The organism is Pseudarthrobacter sp. NIBRBAC000502770 (genome assembly GCF_006517815.1).
Classification (GTDB): domain Bacteria; phylum Actinomycetota; class Actinomycetes; order Actinomycetales; family Micrococcaceae; genus Arthrobacter; species Arthrobacter niigatensis.
This window is the reverse complement of sequence record NZ_CP041198.1, coordinates 2,832,468-2,847,588: the sequence shown is the minus strand read 5'-3', so window position 1 is coordinate 2,847,588 and position 15,121 is coordinate 2,832,468. Positions and strand designations below refer to the sequence as shown.

13 protein-coding genes are annotated in these 15,121 nt (G+C 61.0%); 8 read left to right on the top strand and 5 right to left on the bottom strand.

Annotated elements, in window-relative coordinates:
- Window positions 1-14: 14 nt before the first annotated feature.
- Complete coding sequence (locus NIBR502770_RS13675; protein ID WP_141182275.1) at window positions 15-1,532, bottom strand: lipopolysaccharide biosynthesis protein; 1,518 nt, start codon at window positions 1,530-1,532, stop codon at window positions 15-17.
- A gap of 144 nt (window positions 1,533-1,676) precedes the next feature.
- Entirely contained in the window at window positions 1,677-3,164 is a 1,488-nt protein-coding gene (locus NIBR502770_RS13670) for a polysaccharide biosynthesis tyrosine autokinase (protein ID WP_141182274.1), read from the bottom strand.
- Window positions 3,165-3,544: 380 nt separating this feature from the next.
- On the opposite strand from NIBR502770_RS13670, the gene NIBR502770_RS13665 reads away from it, so the two are divergent.
- The 3 genes from NIBR502770_RS13665 (at window position 3,545) to NIBR502770_RS21725 (ending at window position 8,062) form a co-directional block, all read left to right on the top strand.
- Window positions 3,545-4,372, top strand: coding sequence for an MBL fold metallo-hydrolase (locus tag NIBR502770_RS13665; protein WP_141182273.1), 828 nt, complete (start codon window positions 3,545-3,547; stop codon window positions 4,370-4,372).
- A gap of 154 nt (window positions 4,373-4,526) precedes the next feature.
- On the top strand, window positions 4,527-6,731 hold the full coding sequence (locus NIBR502770_RS13660; RefSeq protein ID WP_141182272.1) for an acyltransferase family protein: 2,205 nt from the start codon (window positions 4,527-4,529) through the stop codon (window positions 6,729-6,731).
- A gap of 743 nt (window positions 6,732-7,474) precedes the next feature.
- Window positions 7,475-8,062 (top strand): DapH/DapD/GlmU-related protein, encoded by a 588-nt coding sequence (locus NIBR502770_RS21725; RefSeq protein ID WP_210418868.1) that lies wholly within the window; start codon window positions 7,475-7,477, stop codon window positions 8,060-8,062.
- A 298-nt stretch (window positions 8,063-8,360) separates the two neighbouring features.
- On the opposite strand, the gene NIBR502770_RS13650 is transcribed toward NIBR502770_RS21725, so the two are convergent.
- Complete coding sequence (locus tag NIBR502770_RS13650; protein ID WP_141182271.1) at window positions 8,361-9,827, bottom strand: O-antigen ligase; 1,467 nt, start codon at window positions 9,825-9,827, stop codon at window positions 8,361-8,363.
- Between the two features lie 374 nt (window positions 9,828-10,201).
- On the opposite strand from NIBR502770_RS13650, the gene NIBR502770_RS21230 reads away from it, so the two are divergent.
- Entirely contained in the window at window positions 10,202-10,345 is a 144-nt protein-coding gene (locus NIBR502770_RS21230) for a hypothetical protein (protein ID WP_168223174.1), read from the top strand.
- A 152-nt stretch (window positions 10,346-10,497) separates the two neighbouring features.
- Here the strand turns inward: NIBR502770_RS21230 and NIBR502770_RS21550 are convergent, their stop codons facing one another.
- The gene (locus NIBR502770_RS21550; RefSeq protein WP_246857279.1) at window positions 10,498-10,896 is read right to left on the bottom strand and encodes a hypothetical protein; all 399 of its coding nucleotides are present in this window, start codon (window positions 10,894-10,896) and stop codon (window positions 10,498-10,500) included.
- Between the two features lie 93 nt (window positions 10,897-10,989).
- On the opposite strand from NIBR502770_RS21550, the gene NIBR502770_RS21545 reads away from it, so the two are divergent.
- From NIBR502770_RS21545 to NIBR502770_RS13635, 4 genes are all read left to right on the top strand, one after another.
- Window positions 10,990-11,694: a cellulose biosynthesis cyclic di-GMP-binding regulatory protein BcsB gene (locus tag NIBR502770_RS21545; RefSeq protein ID WP_246857278.1), complete on the top strand. Its 705-nt coding sequence runs from the start codon at window positions 10,990-10,992 to the stop codon at window positions 11,692-11,694.
- Window positions 11,695-11,793: 99 nt separating this feature from the next.
- Window positions 11,794-11,952: a hypothetical protein gene (locus NIBR502770_RS21225; protein WP_168223173.1), complete on the top strand. Its 159-nt coding sequence runs from the start codon at window positions 11,794-11,796 to the stop codon at window positions 11,950-11,952.
- Between the two features lie 219 nt (window positions 11,953-12,171).
- Window positions 12,172-13,545 carry a MinD/ParA family protein gene (locus NIBR502770_RS13640; RefSeq protein WP_141182270.1) on the top strand — a complete coding sequence of 458 codons (1,374 nt, stop codon included), beginning with the start codon at window positions 12,172-12,174 and terminating at the stop codon, window positions 13,543-13,545.
- Between the two features lie 85 nt (window positions 13,546-13,630).
- Window positions 13,631-13,837, top strand: coding sequence for a hypothetical protein (locus NIBR502770_RS13635; protein ID WP_246857276.1), 207 nt, complete (start codon window positions 13,631-13,633; stop codon window positions 13,835-13,837).
- A 106-nt stretch (window positions 13,838-13,943) separates the two neighbouring features.
- Here the strand turns inward: NIBR502770_RS13635 and NIBR502770_RS13630 are convergent, their stop codons facing one another.
- The gene (locus NIBR502770_RS13630) at window positions 13,944-15,119 is read right to left on the bottom strand and encodes an alpha-hydroxy acid oxidase (RefSeq protein WP_141182269.1); all 1,176 of its coding nucleotides are present in this window, start codon (window positions 15,117-15,119) and stop codon (window positions 13,944-13,946) included.
- Window positions 15,120-15,121: the final 2 nt, after the last annotated feature.

Sequence of the window (15,121 nt, the reverse complement as noted above, 5' to 3'; positions counted from 1 at the left end):
TTCCCATGCTCCACTTATGCTTCGGTGCGTAACGAACCGAGTACGGAACTATAGGACCAGCTAACACGTGTTAGAAACAACAATAATATGCTCGATCCAGCAAAAAATATTCCGGCAGCGACTACGTACACTGGTTGCGGAAATATAGCAGTAAACGAGACGGCAATCAGTCCGAGAATCAGCACCGGAAGAACCGGGCGTGCCACCCGAGTAAACCACCGTTTGTAATTAAGATTTACAGTGCGACCTGCTGTCAACAAGTATGCAAACTCCAGAACCGGCAGCGGAATTGTCATTGCCAAGGCCACCCCTGTTATGCCGCAGGCGGGAAAAAGTATGAGGGCGAACCCGGCGTACGATACAAGCCACATGACTTGGTGAGTCAGGAAAGCGCCTGGACTCCCGGCGGCGTCAGACGCTGGGATCAGCGGTATGTGGAGTGCATTGAGGACGAGGCCGGCAAGAAGGGCGCTTGCTGCCGTCGCAACCTCGGTGGTTGGGACTGACCCCGCAAGCCAGACTTCTAGCACCACAGGTAGCGTTACGAGAAGGAGAAGGCATCCAATTGTCGATGCCGCGAAGGCGACAAAAAGAAGATCGTAAAGCACGACGTTCGCTTTGCTCAAATCTCTGACGTAGAGCCTGCTCAATACCGAGCGGAAAGGATCTGTGAGCCAGCCAATAACCTGTCGTACGCTTGCATATATCCGGAATGCGGCATTGAAATAAGCAACCTGATCTGCATTGCCTATTACTCCAATGATCACCGTTCCGAATTGCAAAATTGAGGCACCCACCATGGAAACACTGAAGGCGCCCAAGCTGTAGGCCATCATGCGTTTAAGTTCGGCGGTTGATACCTTGTTCCAATGCATATGGACGAGTTGTAACCGGCGAACTCTGAAGGTCGCGATGATGGGTGGCACCATAAGAGCAACAGCTTCCGCCAAGACCACACCTATGATGCCGCCATTCAGCCAGCAAGCTGCCAGTGTTCCAAGTACCCGTACAAGAACTCCGACTACCTGGTAGGTCCGCTCAACATGCAGGAAGCCTGATCCAAAGAGTACGGAGCTCATTGGTCGGATCGCCATAGTCGCAAGGATGCCGATGCCTGCGAGGACCATGACCGAAAACTCGGTGTCGCTCACACTCTGACGCGCCTCGTTGGCGTAGTTGATTGCTACAGCAGCGAAAACGCTTAGGGCGAGCAAGCAGGCTCCGGCAGCCCAAGCGAGTCCTGTTGAAGTGACCCTATTCGGATCTGTCGTTTCGTCACCGCTTCGAGAACGCGACAGGAAATGCACGATCGCCGTCCCGACGCCGAGATCTAGAAAGAAGAGAAAGGATGCAACCGCTAAGAGAAACAACCAAGTTCCATACGCTGCGGCGCCAACGGCAGAAAGCACTAAAGGGAGCAATACCACGCCTGCTACCAGAGAGGCGATTCCGGCGAATGCGCTAAATGATATGCCTTTCGCCGTGTTGCCTCGCCGGTCTAAGGCGTGATCGACGCGGGGCAAAGCAGCCATGTATGAATTCCTATGCAGCTCAAAGATGATGGGCGGGCAGGCTACAAATCAGAAAACTCAACCACTATGGGAGTTGCAACGATAGACGCTTCCGGGATTCCCGAGTTCATCACGTCCTGGCTCAGTTCCCATCGGTGCCGGGGGTTAGTTATGACCGAGCGGAAACTTGCTTGGGGAGCGGTAAGTGTGTGTCGCTTCTTCTCTGCTATTGTCTCGAGAGCGGCGCACTTTCGGCGTGTCAGAGGGATTGCTGCTTAAAGATTCGCCCTGGTAGTCGCTGCCTTGGTCGTTGCTGTAGTAGCTGTAGCTGTAGGCATCGGGCCCCTTCACCGGCAGCCTGTTCAACACGACCCCAAGAAGATTTGCGCCGACGAGGTCCAGAGCACTCAGAGACTTTTCCAGGTCCTGTTGGGAAATCTTTTGTGATCCGATGACCAGTACAACGCCTCCTACGTGTCGTGAAAGAACGGCGGCGTCTGTAACGGGAAGTAGTGGTGGAGCGTCAATTACGATTGAATCGAACGCTTCCTCCAGGCTTTCAATTAGGTTCCGCATATCGTCAGAACCCAAGAGCTCACTTGGATTGGGAGGGATCTGTCCTGATGTGAGGACGTGAAGGTTATCTTCTCCCCATGGCTGCAGGAGATCGTTGACATCTGCCGCCCCAACAAGTGCCGTTGTTAGGCCTGCATTCCTGTCCAAACCCAGGTACTCGTGAACCATCGGCCGACGAAGGTCAGCGTCGATAAGGCAGACCGATTTTCCGGCCTGAGCCAAGGCGATGGCCAGGTTCGTGGCGGTGGTGCTTTTGCCCTCTCCTGGGAGAGATGAACTTACAAGGACAGATTTTGCGTGACCGGTTACGTTGGCAAACTGCAAGTTTGTTCTAAGCTGGCGGAAAGATTCTGCTCGGGGACTTTGCGCCGCCGCCTGTGTCAGTAGCGGATTTCGCGTCGCCAAAGGATCAAAACTGATACCACCCAGCAGTGGGGCGTCGCTTACCCGCCGCACATCTGCTTCGCCGCGGATTCTGGTATCGAGAGTGGACCTTAGTAGCGATATAGCAGCACCAACTGTAAGACCAACGAGCAACCCAAGAATTAGGTTGATTTTGGTGTTTGGAGCTGACGGTGAGGTAGGCGCAGTGGCCGGCGTGATGACCGACAGACTTACCGGTGATGTACCGCCAGTTTTCGGTTTCTCCAAGGTGTCGACGGCCTTGATGAGGCTCTCTGCTACCGCTTGTGCCGTAGCAGCGGCTTGCACGGAGGAGCCGTCCTCGACTGCGATAGTAATTAGCACAGTATTGGCGTCTGTAGTCGCCTTTACGCGTGTCGCAAGTTCTTGGGGGGTGACTGCCAAGCCCAGGGCGTCGATGGCAGGCTGAAGTACCACGGGGGACGAGACGGTCTTGACGTACGACTGAACTCGCGCCTGACTGAAAGTATTTCCCTGCTGCAGTTCCTGCACGGAACCGGAGCTCTGAATGGCCACAAACAGCTGTGTTTCTGCAGTGTAGGTCGGCTTCGTCAGAATGGAGTAGGTTCCGCCAGCGAGCAAACCCGCTAGGGTGACAGCCACTATTAGTAACGAGTTACGTCGAAAGATGCGCAGGTACTCGCGTAGGTCCAAGCTCGGGCCCCTTAGTTTATTGCGGGGGCATTCAGACCAGCCGCCCCCAGAACGGCAAAATGCGTGAGTCCCCGCAATTCTACCTTGGACAGAGTGACGACTAAGTCCGGGGCTGTCTGCACGGATGAGTTGCGTGAGATACGTGCATGTGGCCCGAGCGGCAGTCCTTTGTCCATGCTCCGAGTTTCAGGGAGCCGGGGGTCCGGAGCCATGGGCGGCCATTGCACTGGCAACCCGTGGCCGGTCACGAACCGAGTGAACGGCCCCACTCCGTCAGTCGCTAATGGAGTCAGCGCGCGCATCAAAACGTCCGAGGCGTGAATGAGTACAATCGGTGACCAAGACGATCGCACACTGCTTTGCCGGAGGTCGGAGAAACAATGTCGGAATGGCTCGAAGTCGGCACGGACAACTATGTACTGGTCACTGAAGGATCCCTGCTGAACACGGGCCTGGTAGTCGGCTCCGAACGCGCTATGCTTATTGACACCGGATGCGGTCCCCGCCAGGGACGCGAGATCTTGGACGCAGTCAGGCAGAAAACGGACCTGCCGCTCGTGGTAGTCAATACCCATGCCCACTACGATCATTTCTTCGGCAACGCCGTCTTCGTTGAAGCTGGGGTGACTGAATTTTGGGCCCACCAGAACTGCGCCACCGAGATTGACCAGCGCGGTGACGTGCAGCGCCGGCACGTTGGAACGCTGGAGCCTGAGATGGCCGCCGGTGAAGGCGAGAACGTGGAACTCGTGGTCCCCAATGCAATCGTCAAAGACCAGCCCGTCCTGGTGGACCTGGGTGGCCTCACTGCGACCCTGTTCTACCTGGGCCGCGGCCACACTGATGGTGATCTCCTTGTGGGGACGCCCACGACTCTCTACGTGGGTGACCTGGTGGAGCATGGCGCCCACCCCTCGTTCGAGGACTCCTACCCCGAGGAATGGGCCGACGTTCTCCGGCACATCTCGGCACTGCGCCACCGGTACGAATTCCTTATTCCGGGCCACGGAAAGCCCTGCAGCGACCAGTTCGTCAAAACCATGGCGAACACCATGAGCACCGCCGTCCGCCAAGCCCGCCAGTCCATTCGTGACACACCCAACGATGCTACGAAGGCAATTCCTGTCTTGCCATATGGACCTGAGCAGTCTCGGTGGTTCATCAAACGTTTGCAGGAGAGCCGGGGGGAATCGAGTCGTGTGTCATAAGGCCTGCGGTTTTTGGCGACGAGCCTACCCGACCGCCAGGTAACGGCATCGATACGTGTATTGCTCATGCCATTGGCGTCCGTGGGCGGGTCGGTGAGCGGGCTTGCGTAGCCGTAGAATAGCCGGTAGGTCTCATTTCTTCTGGGGGAAAACAATGCGTAGTTCCGCGATCGCGATCAGGCATGCCACGGCGGCGAAAACCGGGCCGGGGAAATCACTGCAGCGGCTCGATATTCAGGGCCTTCGTGCCTTGGCCGTCCTGTCCGTTGTAGCAGACCACCTCTTCAAGTTTCCCGCTGGTGGTTTCGTCGGTGTTGACGTCTTCTTCGTGATCTCAGGCTTCCTGATCACTGGATTGCTCATCAAGGAGCATGCCAGATCTGGACGGATTTCATTCCTTGACTTCTACCGCCGTCGAATTCGGCGCATCACACCTGTTGCAGTTTTGGTCCTTGCTGTCACGGTGGCTGCATCGTGGTCGATCTATACAGCGACCAGGGCGCAGGCAGTGGCTGTTGACGCCATCTGGTCATTCTTTTTTGCCGCGAACTGGCATCTGGCTCTGGTGGGCACCGACTACATGCAGAACCAAGGGCCCGTTTCACCTTTGCAGCACTACTGGTCCCTCGCTGTCGAAGAGCAGTACTACATGGTGTGGCCGATAGTGATGGTCGTGATTCTTGGTTTCGGCTTCAAATCTGAGCGGCAGCAGAAGGTACGCAAGACTATTCTCCTTACCGCTCTTGTCCTTCTCACTGCAGGCTCCTTTGTATGGGCCATGCATGAGTCCGCAACATCGCCTTCTTGGGCATACTTTTCGACCGTCTCTAGGGCCTGGGAACTCGGTGTCGGCGCAATTCTCGCCGCATCGGTTGGACTCCTTGCACGCATACCCCAAGCGATCCGACCGACCCTAGGATGGTCTGGTTTTGCTGGCATTATAGCCAGTTTGTTCGTCATCACCCCAGAATCGACTTTTCCTGCGCCTTGGGCAGCACTCCCGGTTTTATCGACTGCACTGGTTATCGTCGCGGGAACCGGTAGCTCCCGGGACTTCCTGAAACCGCTGACAAACCGAGTAGCAGGCTACATCGGCGACATCTCATACTCGCTATACCTTTGGCACTGGCCGGTCATAATCCTACTGACGGCCTATGTCCCGGCAACACAACCAATCTATTTCTATCTTGCACTCGCGATGTCTGTTGGCCTTTCAGTCTTGTCTTACCACTTCGTGGAGGACACGATTCGCCGATCTTCTTGGCTCGACGTAAGGAGGAAGAGGGGTCCCCGCGCGCGCCGGCCGTTCCGGCGGCCTCGCATGCAGCGTGGAGCTGGAGTATCTAACAAGGCCGCCTATATTGGTCTCGCTGTACTTGCTGTAATAACCGGCGGTACCTCATTGTTAGCTCTGACGCCGCAGGAAACACCATCGTCGGCCGCGTATGCCGCAGCACCCAAACCCTCAGGTTTCGCCAATGCTGCTGCGCCAAAGTTCAGTCCGGCTGTACAGGGTGTGCAAGACCAGATAGCTGCTTCCCTAACCAGCACTGCTTGGCCCGAGCTCAGCCCATCTCTAGATGCTCTTGGAAACTCCTCATGGGCACCGGAGGTTTACAAGGATCGCTGTCTTACAGTGCCAGCCGAGAAGTGGGGCGTCGACTGCGTATACGGCGACAAGAAGTCCTCCAAGGTTGCAGTCGTCTTGGGGGACAGCATGGCCGCTAGCTGGATGCCAGCCATTCGCGGCGCCCTTGAACCGCAGGGCTATCGCATCGAAATGTTGACTAGATCCGCCTGCCCAGTCTTTGCCGTGACACTGGCCAACAAGGATCAGGAAGCTTGCGGGTCGCACCGAGCCGCTTCATTTGCCTATGTCGCCGAGCACAAGCCCGCTCTGGTAATTGTCGCCAATCTTGACTCCATCGGTAACACAGTTGCCGGCAAGGATGTGGCAGCCGCCATGGCAGAGTGGGAAACAGGTGGCCGGGACAGCCTGTCGAAATTCGGCACTTCGAGCAAGATTGTTATGCTCAGCGTTCCGCCGCGTGGCCCCAATCTGAACGATTGCGCAGTAGCTGGTAGCACGCCCCAGACATGTACAGCGCAAATCTCCGACTTCTGGTGGAAAGTCACTGCCCGCGAAAAGGCTGCGGTTGAAGCGGAAGTCAAGGCGAATGTGCCGGTACACTACGTCGACGTATCCAACTGGTTCTGCACACCGACTGCGGTGTGCCCGCCGTACATCGGAAATCATCCTGTTCGGGTTGATGGCATCCACATGGTTGGCGAGTACACCGCTACCTTGTCTGCTGTCATGGCAGAAGCACTACACGATGATTCGGCCACGGCTCCGTGAATCCATGATTCCTGGGGAGTCAGTAAACTACGGCTCAGCTTTTCAGCTGCCATCGCATTCTCAGGTCCCTTGCGGTCAGGCTGAATCGACCGGGAACGCGCTCACGGTGTGCACAGCTTGCCGGTCGTGGTTGTGCCAAGCATGGCCGTATGGTGCAGTGGTGTGAGGGTCCCGGCGCCCGGGGACTGTGCCTCGTACGTCCCGCAGCGGTAGGGCTTCGTCCAGGCAAGCTGCGACGAAGGAGTGTGGGATTCCAAGTGGCGTTACGGGATTTTGATCCCAGCCTTCCTGCACAACCTCTCCATTGTCAGCGCCGCCGACTTCCAGTTCACCGGCTCACCGGGACTTCAGAAGCAGCGGCCCAGACGCCCTCGCCGACCGCAGCACCCATTGCTAGGAGCACAGCAGCGGAAGCGGGAGCGTCGCCGGCTTTCCACCCTGCCGACCAGCTACAGGACGCGGCCGCCCCGCTCGATGCCATGGTAATCCTCGATCCGCACCGCACAGGCCCCGGATACGCAGCCCAGGTATGCTCTCAGGATGATGAGCGCCGCATCCGAGGGGTAGGACGCACAGCGGGTCAGGAGCAGATCGCCCAGTTCCGTGCGGTCCAGATCCAGCGTTCAGGACTCGTCCTGGAACACCCGCGGCATCCGGATGTGGGCCGGGAGCGCTCAATGTACGGTCGATCTCCGCGAACGCGGCGTGCTGTTAACCGATCTTGTACCCCATATACTTCACGCATGGCGAATCTCAAGAGTGCGCTTAAATCCACGTCCATATGGCCTAAGCTCCGCGGTGCAAGGTCAGGCGCAGCTTTTGCAGCCGGGGAAGTCGTGGGCAGCATCCCGTCTGGCGCGCTCCGCACCCTGGGCGCGAAGCTCATGGGGATGAAGGTCGCCCCCACAGCCAAGCTTTACCGCTGGCGGGAAGTGCGTGATGCTCAGAACATCAGCGTCGGCGCCGGTTCAATCATCGGCATGTGGGCCACTCTAGATGGGCGTGAGGGGATTACTATCGGGAAAAACGTGAACTTCTCCAGCGAGGTCGCTCTCTGGACTCTCCAACACGACTACAACAGCCCCTGCTTTGCTACGTCAGGTGGCCCCATCGTGATCGGTGATCGTGCATGGATTAGCTTCCGCGCCACCATCCTGCCCGGCGTGACCATCGGGGAGGGCGCCGTTGTGGCAGCCAACTCCGTAGTCACGAAAGACGTTGCGCCGTACACGGTGGTTGGGGGCATCCCTGCAAAGAAGATCGGGCAGCGAACCGCGGACCTGACTTATGAGTGGACGAATGCCCGCAGTCATGCCCCTTGGTTTATTTGAACTGTCTAACCGGCGCGACGGGGTGTCCTGTAAAGATTTGAATTGACGCTCACAGGGATAAGTCTGGACAAGCCGCTGGTCGAGGTGCCCATGCTTGGCGCGCTCGTGTTCTGCGTTCTTGGCCACTAGTGAAGGCGACAGACCACGCTGGGGACGATTAGCAGCATCGAGGCCGAGCAACCACTGACGACCGCCAATTCCGATGCGCCGCTCAATGTTGGCGGGAACGAAAACTGCAAAATATACATGGCAGCAGTTCGACGGATGAAGTCAGGGCCTTCTCGTCGCCCGTGGCGTGTCAGTGAACTCGGCTGACCGGCTGGCGCGCATCGGAATGGTCTACAAGTGCCCCGAGGTTCTGTCCAAGGCTAGCCTTTAGCGAGTTGTCGCTCGTGTAGACGGCTGTGATGAGCGCGCCAAGCAAGAGCCCCACGGCTATGCTACCGCCGTTGCTTACGTCGTTCGGGAAGGGCGCAAATGCAATGGAAAGCAGCAATCCTGCGCCCGCGGAACCCAGGGCCAAAGTTTCAGAAGTCCGCCTGCGAAGGCAGGCCAGAACCGGTGCCATGGCGACGATGAAGAAAGCGACGAGCCCAAGTAGCCCTGTCTTGACGGTGATCCAGAGGTAGAAGTTGTGGCCGTAGTACTGGCCTTTCGTAGCGGAGAAGCTGCCAACCGGTCCAACAGCTGGGCGGTAGGCGTAACCGAACCCGTGGCCAACCACCGGTGATTGGCCGATGGCTTGTATGAGGTAAGCGTCTTCGTTGATACGCGCCTGCACTGAGGTGTCATCGTTGAGAGTTGAGGTATCCAGTCCATCCACTACTCGGGACATGAAGGCGTTGATCTGGGCGACGACGAAGTCCCCTCCGGGAATTCCAATTGCGGTGTTGGCAAGCCAAAGGACCAGAATCGGAATCCCCACCAAGATGGACAGCCGGGCGGCCACGGCCACGGGCCTAATGGTCCGGGCAGCCACGATGGCAAAGATGACGGCCATGCCGACGGCAAGGAAGCTGTTTCGTGAGAAGCCCAGGAACGTCATCAGTAGGGCCGGCACGAGGTAGGGGTTGACCTCCTGCAAGGTTGCTCGACCGACTACGACGAGGGCGAGCGTGGCACAGAGGACGAGCACGGAAATCTCCGTAGCGGCCGTGAGGAATCTGGTTGAATCACTCGTGCCGGCGCCCGAGCTCGACAGAAACAATGCGGCAGCTTCTGTCCTGCCAGCCAGCTTGAATTTCAGAACCATCGACAGTGCGATGACGCCGAGAGAGGTCCAGAGCGAGTAACAAAGGACGCGAAGGGCGACCGTCGCTTCCGGCGCTCCAAAGACTCGTGATGCAACGACCATTGACAAGAGCACGGTTAACAGTCCGCGGCCATCGCTGATCACTTCAATGGTTGGGTACTCCAGAGCGATTCCGGCCACAACGGCGCACCCAATTAGGGCCGTGAGCAGGGTTGCCCTAATCTTCGCACTGGAGATGGCCCTATGAGTAGCGATTGCCCATGCGGCAGCCATGAACAGGAACGGCTCGAACATAAAAACCGTAGTTGAGCCGAGCTGGACGCTATACGGAATGAAGGCGGGGAAGGCGGTAACTCCCAAAATAATGGCAACGTACGCGGTCCACGCTGGGCGCATGGTCAGCACCGCCAGAGCTATGACGCCTGCCGCAGCAATCGCCCCCATGACCGGCCCCAAAGCGAAGAAGAGGCCGAGAACGAGCGCGAAGGCGCCCCCAATAGTCACCGCGAACATGCCATCACGCTAGCAGGCGGGAGTGCGAACCTGCACCATGACGACTCATGCCCATTGCTGCTGATCTAGAGTCGAGATCGATGCAAAACACCCTGCTGTCGGCAAGGTCCCCGCAATTGGCCGAGACTTCGTCCCCGGCACGATATGCCGTAGTGGCCTTCCATCGGGAAATAAGAGTTGCAGTAAGTTCCTCTTCTGCCGACGCCTCAGGTACATGCACCTAGACGCCGACTCTCTACAATTCCTGCCTACGGCCCCGAACAGCCCCGGTGGTTTATCAAGCGGCTCCAAAAGGACTGGCGCAGCAGCCCCGAAGCCTCGTAACAAACAAACGTTTTCAGCCAATCTTAAGATTTGCTCCTTATGGTCGGCGCATGAGCAGGCACGGGGGAAGTTACGACGTTCGCTGTTCCAAGCGGGACGCACGGCAGCGCAGGCTGCGGTACATCTCCTATGTGGCACTGGCCGCGTTGGCCGTAGCCACCATCGGTGTGGTCCTGATGGCGATTGAGCGCTAAGCGCTCCACCGCACACGTAACCCCAGATGCCGGCCTGACCTGCATAAACACCCATTCTTGAGTCAACCTTGAGGGTAGGCCGAGGGGTAAAGTGAGTTCGCCCCGCCAAGGTGGAGGCATGCTTTCACGTCTCCGGGCAGGGAGCGTTGTTCTCACCTGCGCCCTGCTTGCCGCCGTCCAATTTCTAGCCCGCAGCCAACGCCGCAGCCGCCGCAGCACCCGCGGAACGCGTCGCGGCCACCCACACCAACCCGGCCACCGCCAACGCCAGCCTGGGCTCCGTCTCCGCCATGCCCGGCCAATCCGGCCAGCAGCTCGCCGTCCCGGTCGCCGCCGGCCTGCAGCCGGCCCGCATCACCGGCAGCATCGCCGTCACCGGCCAACCCACCACCGGCACCATCCGCGTCAGCGCCGAAGGCAGGACCCTCCTCGAAGCGCCCGCCAAGGGGACCATCGCCCTGGACGCCCCCCATCAGCGCGGCAGACCTCGCCGACCACCAGCTGGTCTTGGCCCTCGAATACAACCCCGCCGTCCGGGACGTCTGCACCACCACCTAGTCCACCGCCACGTTCGGCAGCATCAGCCTTACCACCCAGGGCACCGAGACCGCCCCCACCACCGTGGCCGAATTCCTGGCCCCTCCTTGCCGGCCATCCTCATCCCCGTCCCGGCCGAACCCGCCACGGACGTCTCCGCCGCCATGGCCCCCCGCTACCCGGACGCCGCACTCAAGCTCGTGCCGCCGTCGGACCTGGACGCCCAGGCCGCCGCCCTCTCCGCCGGCTCCCGCATCATCACCATCAGCAGTACGGACGGCGCCGCCAGCACCACGCTCGGGACCCAGGCCGGCCGCCCCGCCCTCACCATCACCGGCACCGGCGAAGGCCTCCGCACCGCCGCACGCGCCCTGGCAGACACCAAATCCGCCCTGACGGACGGCGCCACCGTCACCGGCATGACCGCCACCGTCCCCGCCGCCACCGGACCCGAACAAACCTTCACGGACCTGGGCGCCCAGGCCATCCGGCTGGCCGGCAACGGAACCCAGGAAATCTACTTGGGCGTCAACCAGTCCCAGTTCGGCGGCCCCGTCTCCGCCATCAGCCTCCAACTCCGCGGCACCCACACCGCCATCCCCACCGGCGGCCAGGCCGCGCTCTCCGTCTACTGGAACGGCTACCTGCTCAGCCCCCAAACCCTCAACGCCGACACCTTCGACATCACCGCGGACGTCCCCGCCGGCCACATCCAGTCCCGCAACGGGCTCCGCCTGCGCCTCACCGCCCTCCCCGCCCTCCCCGCCGGCGGCGACTGCTCCGGCCCGCGGGGGAGGCAAGGTGCCTCTTGAGGAAACCTTGAGGTTATGACTCGATTTGTCAAATACGTTGACGCGTGGTTGGGTGGTTCGGAATGGGGATGGAAAGACTACTGACCAATGGAGGCTTCTGTGGCTTTTTCGGACTACGCCCTGGCATTGACCGCTTTGCTGGGCACCCTGCTGGTTCCCTTCGCCGTCCTGTACCAGATGCTGAGGCTGAAGCGCCGCGCCATCCGGATCCCCGTCCGCTCCGCCCCCGCACCAGCGCCCAGAGGCAATCAACGCTGACCATGCCGTACGTCGACATCAACCCCCACAAAGGCCGTCCCAAGTGGGTGGGTTACACCATTCTTGTCGTCCTCCTGGTGCTCACCGCAGCGGTGGTGGCGGCCGCGCTCATTCACCACTGAGTAGGCAGCCTGGCTGGGCATCCCGGGCCCAGCACCTAGACTTACTCATTGAACCAGTGCCGCATAACCGTTTGCCGAAACGTCCGGGGGGACAGACATGCCACATCCGGCGGATCAGAGTGCAGGCGCCCAAGCAGAGGATGCAGGGCAGCCGCAGCTGCGCCGACGCCGCGACCTTCGTCGTGCCGACGGCTCAGTGGACGATGCCTGGACAGGAACCATGCCAGCCGTAACCCCCGAAATGTCCAGTTCCAACGACGCCGGGAAACCGGCCACACGCCGCTCCTCCTGGGCGGAAGCCGCTGCCGCAGCCGACGCCACCAAGCCGTCCCGCGCACCTTCTCCCGCGCAGCCCCAGCACCAGCCTGTTGCTCCTCCCGCTGCCGCACCCTCGGCGCCCCCCATCGCTTCCGTGCCGCCCGCCACTCCACTGGCCGAACGCCAAGACGAGCTTGCCCCGGAAGCTGCCGCACCGCCGTCGGACGCCCCTGCTTTTAGGCGCAGCCGCCCCACGGTGGCGGACGCGATTGCCGACAGCCCCATGCCGGACTTCATCAGCTCGCCGGGCCTGTTCGTCAAGGAGCAGAAGCCGCGTCCCCGTGGCGGCATCCGTGGAGCCCTCTATAACCTGACCGGCGGCGCCTGGAACCTGGGGCCCGGCCCCAAGCAGCGCCAGGAGGACGAGCTGGGCCGTCGCATCTCGCGCCAGCTCCAGGGCAGCTACAATACGGCCATCCTGAGCCTTAAGGGCGGTATCGGCAAGACCTCCACCACGGTGGGCGTGGGCCTGACCCTGGCCGAATTCCGGGGGGATGCGCCCTGCGCCATCGACGCCAACCCGGACTCCGGGGACCTGGTGGAGCGTGCCCTGGGTGAGGGTATCTACCAGCAGTCGTCACCGCGGACCATTACGGACCTGCTGGAGAACATCGAATCCATCGACTCGCTGACGGCTTTGGCCCGGTACATGCACCACGCCGGCCGGCTGCACCTGATAGCGGGGGAGCAGGATCCGGAGGTCTCGGACTCCCTGACGGCGGAGGAGTACCTGCGGATCCGCAAGCTCATCTCCAGCTACTACTCCGTGGCGCTGACGGACTGCGGCACGGGCGTGACCCACAACGCAATGAGCGGCATCCTGCAGTCGGCCGACAACCTGGTGATCGCCGCCGGCTACGCAGTGTCGGGTGCCAAGCGCGCCCGCAGCACCCTGCATTGGCTGGCAAGCCACGGGTATGAGGACCTGGCCCGCAACGCGATTGTGGTCATCACGGACAAGGACGAGGTGTCTTCCCGTGTGGACAAGGAGGCGATCGAGGAGCACCTGTCCGGGATCTGCCGGGAACTCATAGCTGTCCCGCACGACCGGGGCGTCGCCGACGGCGACCTGGTGACCCTTGATGTGCTGAAGCCGGAGACCCGGCGAGCGTACAAGGAAATTGCTGCTGCGATCGTGGACGGGTACCGGTAGTTCCGTTATCCCAGTAGTGGCTGCATCCAAAGACAGGTAGCCGGTACCGGGGTAATCGTCGCCTCGGAACCCTAACCTCGTCATCATGATGGAACTCATGGACGGTGGGCGCCGGCGTCGCCGCCTACCGAAGAGGGAAACGCTGGAGCTGGTTGGGTTCACTGCGCTGTCGGTGACCGCTGCGGCGGTGTTGCTGCCGGCGATCGGCGTCAAGGCCGTCGTGAGTGCCCTGCCGTTCGCCCGGAAGCCATCCGGTCCTGCCGAGCCTGAGGACTCCTACCTCATCAACTAAGCCATCCTGCCTCCGGTGCGTACCGCCGTCGTACGCCTTACGCGCGGGCAGCGGGATGCCCGCCTCACGTGAGCGGGGCGGGCATCTTCCGTGTCACGCGGATGACTTACACGAGCATGCTCTCAGCCGGCGAAGGCTGGGCCGGCGCCGCGAAGACGCTGCTGTCCAAGTCCGCAACGGATGCCTTGCCCACGAACCCCATCGCCCCCTTGAACTCCTCCTGCAGGATGCTGAACACCCTGTCCACTGCAGGCTCACCGCCGGTGGCAAGGGCGTAGGCAAAGGGGCGCCCGGCGAGGGCCGCCTTGGCTCCCAGCGCCACTGCCTTGACGATGTCGTGCCCGCGCCGGATGCCGCCGTCGAGGTAGATCTCCGCCCGTCCGCCCACCGCGTCCACGATGGACGGCAGGACGTCGATGGTGGCGGGCTGGGAGTCGAACTGCCGGCCGCCGTGGTTGGAGACGAAGATGCCGTCCGCGCCCTCGTCCACCGCCCGGGCCGCGTCCTCGGCGTCCATGATGCCCTTGATCACCAGGTTGCCCTTCCACTCGGACCGGAGCCTGGCGAAGTCCTCCCAGGTGGCGCCCGGATTCTTGTTGGACGCCATCCAGTTGTTCATCTCATCCATACGCAGCGGGCGGCCGTTGATCTGGTAGTTCCCGTAGGTCATCTTCCGCCCGGTAAGCCAGCGCCACAGCCAGGCCGGACGGGTGGCGGCGTTGAAGTAGTCCGCCACCGGCGGGCGAGGCGGCATGGACAACCCGTGGTGAAGGTCCCGTTCGCGCTTGCTGGAGGACCCGACGTCGCCCGCCACCACCAGCGTCTCCACGCCCACCGCCCGTGCCCGGTTGATGTAGCTGGCGGTCTCCTCCGGGTCCTTCCAGAACGCGATCTGCGCCCACAGGTTGTTCGGCGCCACCTTGGCCACCTCCTCCAGTGAGCAGCCGGCCCACGCGCTGTGGATGAAGATGGACCCGGCCCGGACCGCGGCTCTGGCAACGGCAGGATCCGAACCCGGGTGGAAGATGGTGAGCATGCCCATCGGCGCCACCATCAGCGGCATCGCCAGGTCATGGCCCAGCACCGTGGTGGACGTGGCCAGGCCCCGGAGGTCCACCATTGACCGCTGCCGGAGCATCAGGGCATCGAACCGGTCCTCGTTGGCGCGCATCGTGGTCTCGTCCAGCGCGCCGCCCTCCAAGTAGTCCGAAATCATCTTGGGAAGCTGTTTCCGCGACGCTTTGCGGTAGTCATCGATGCTGACAATCCATTTGTTTCTCAAGG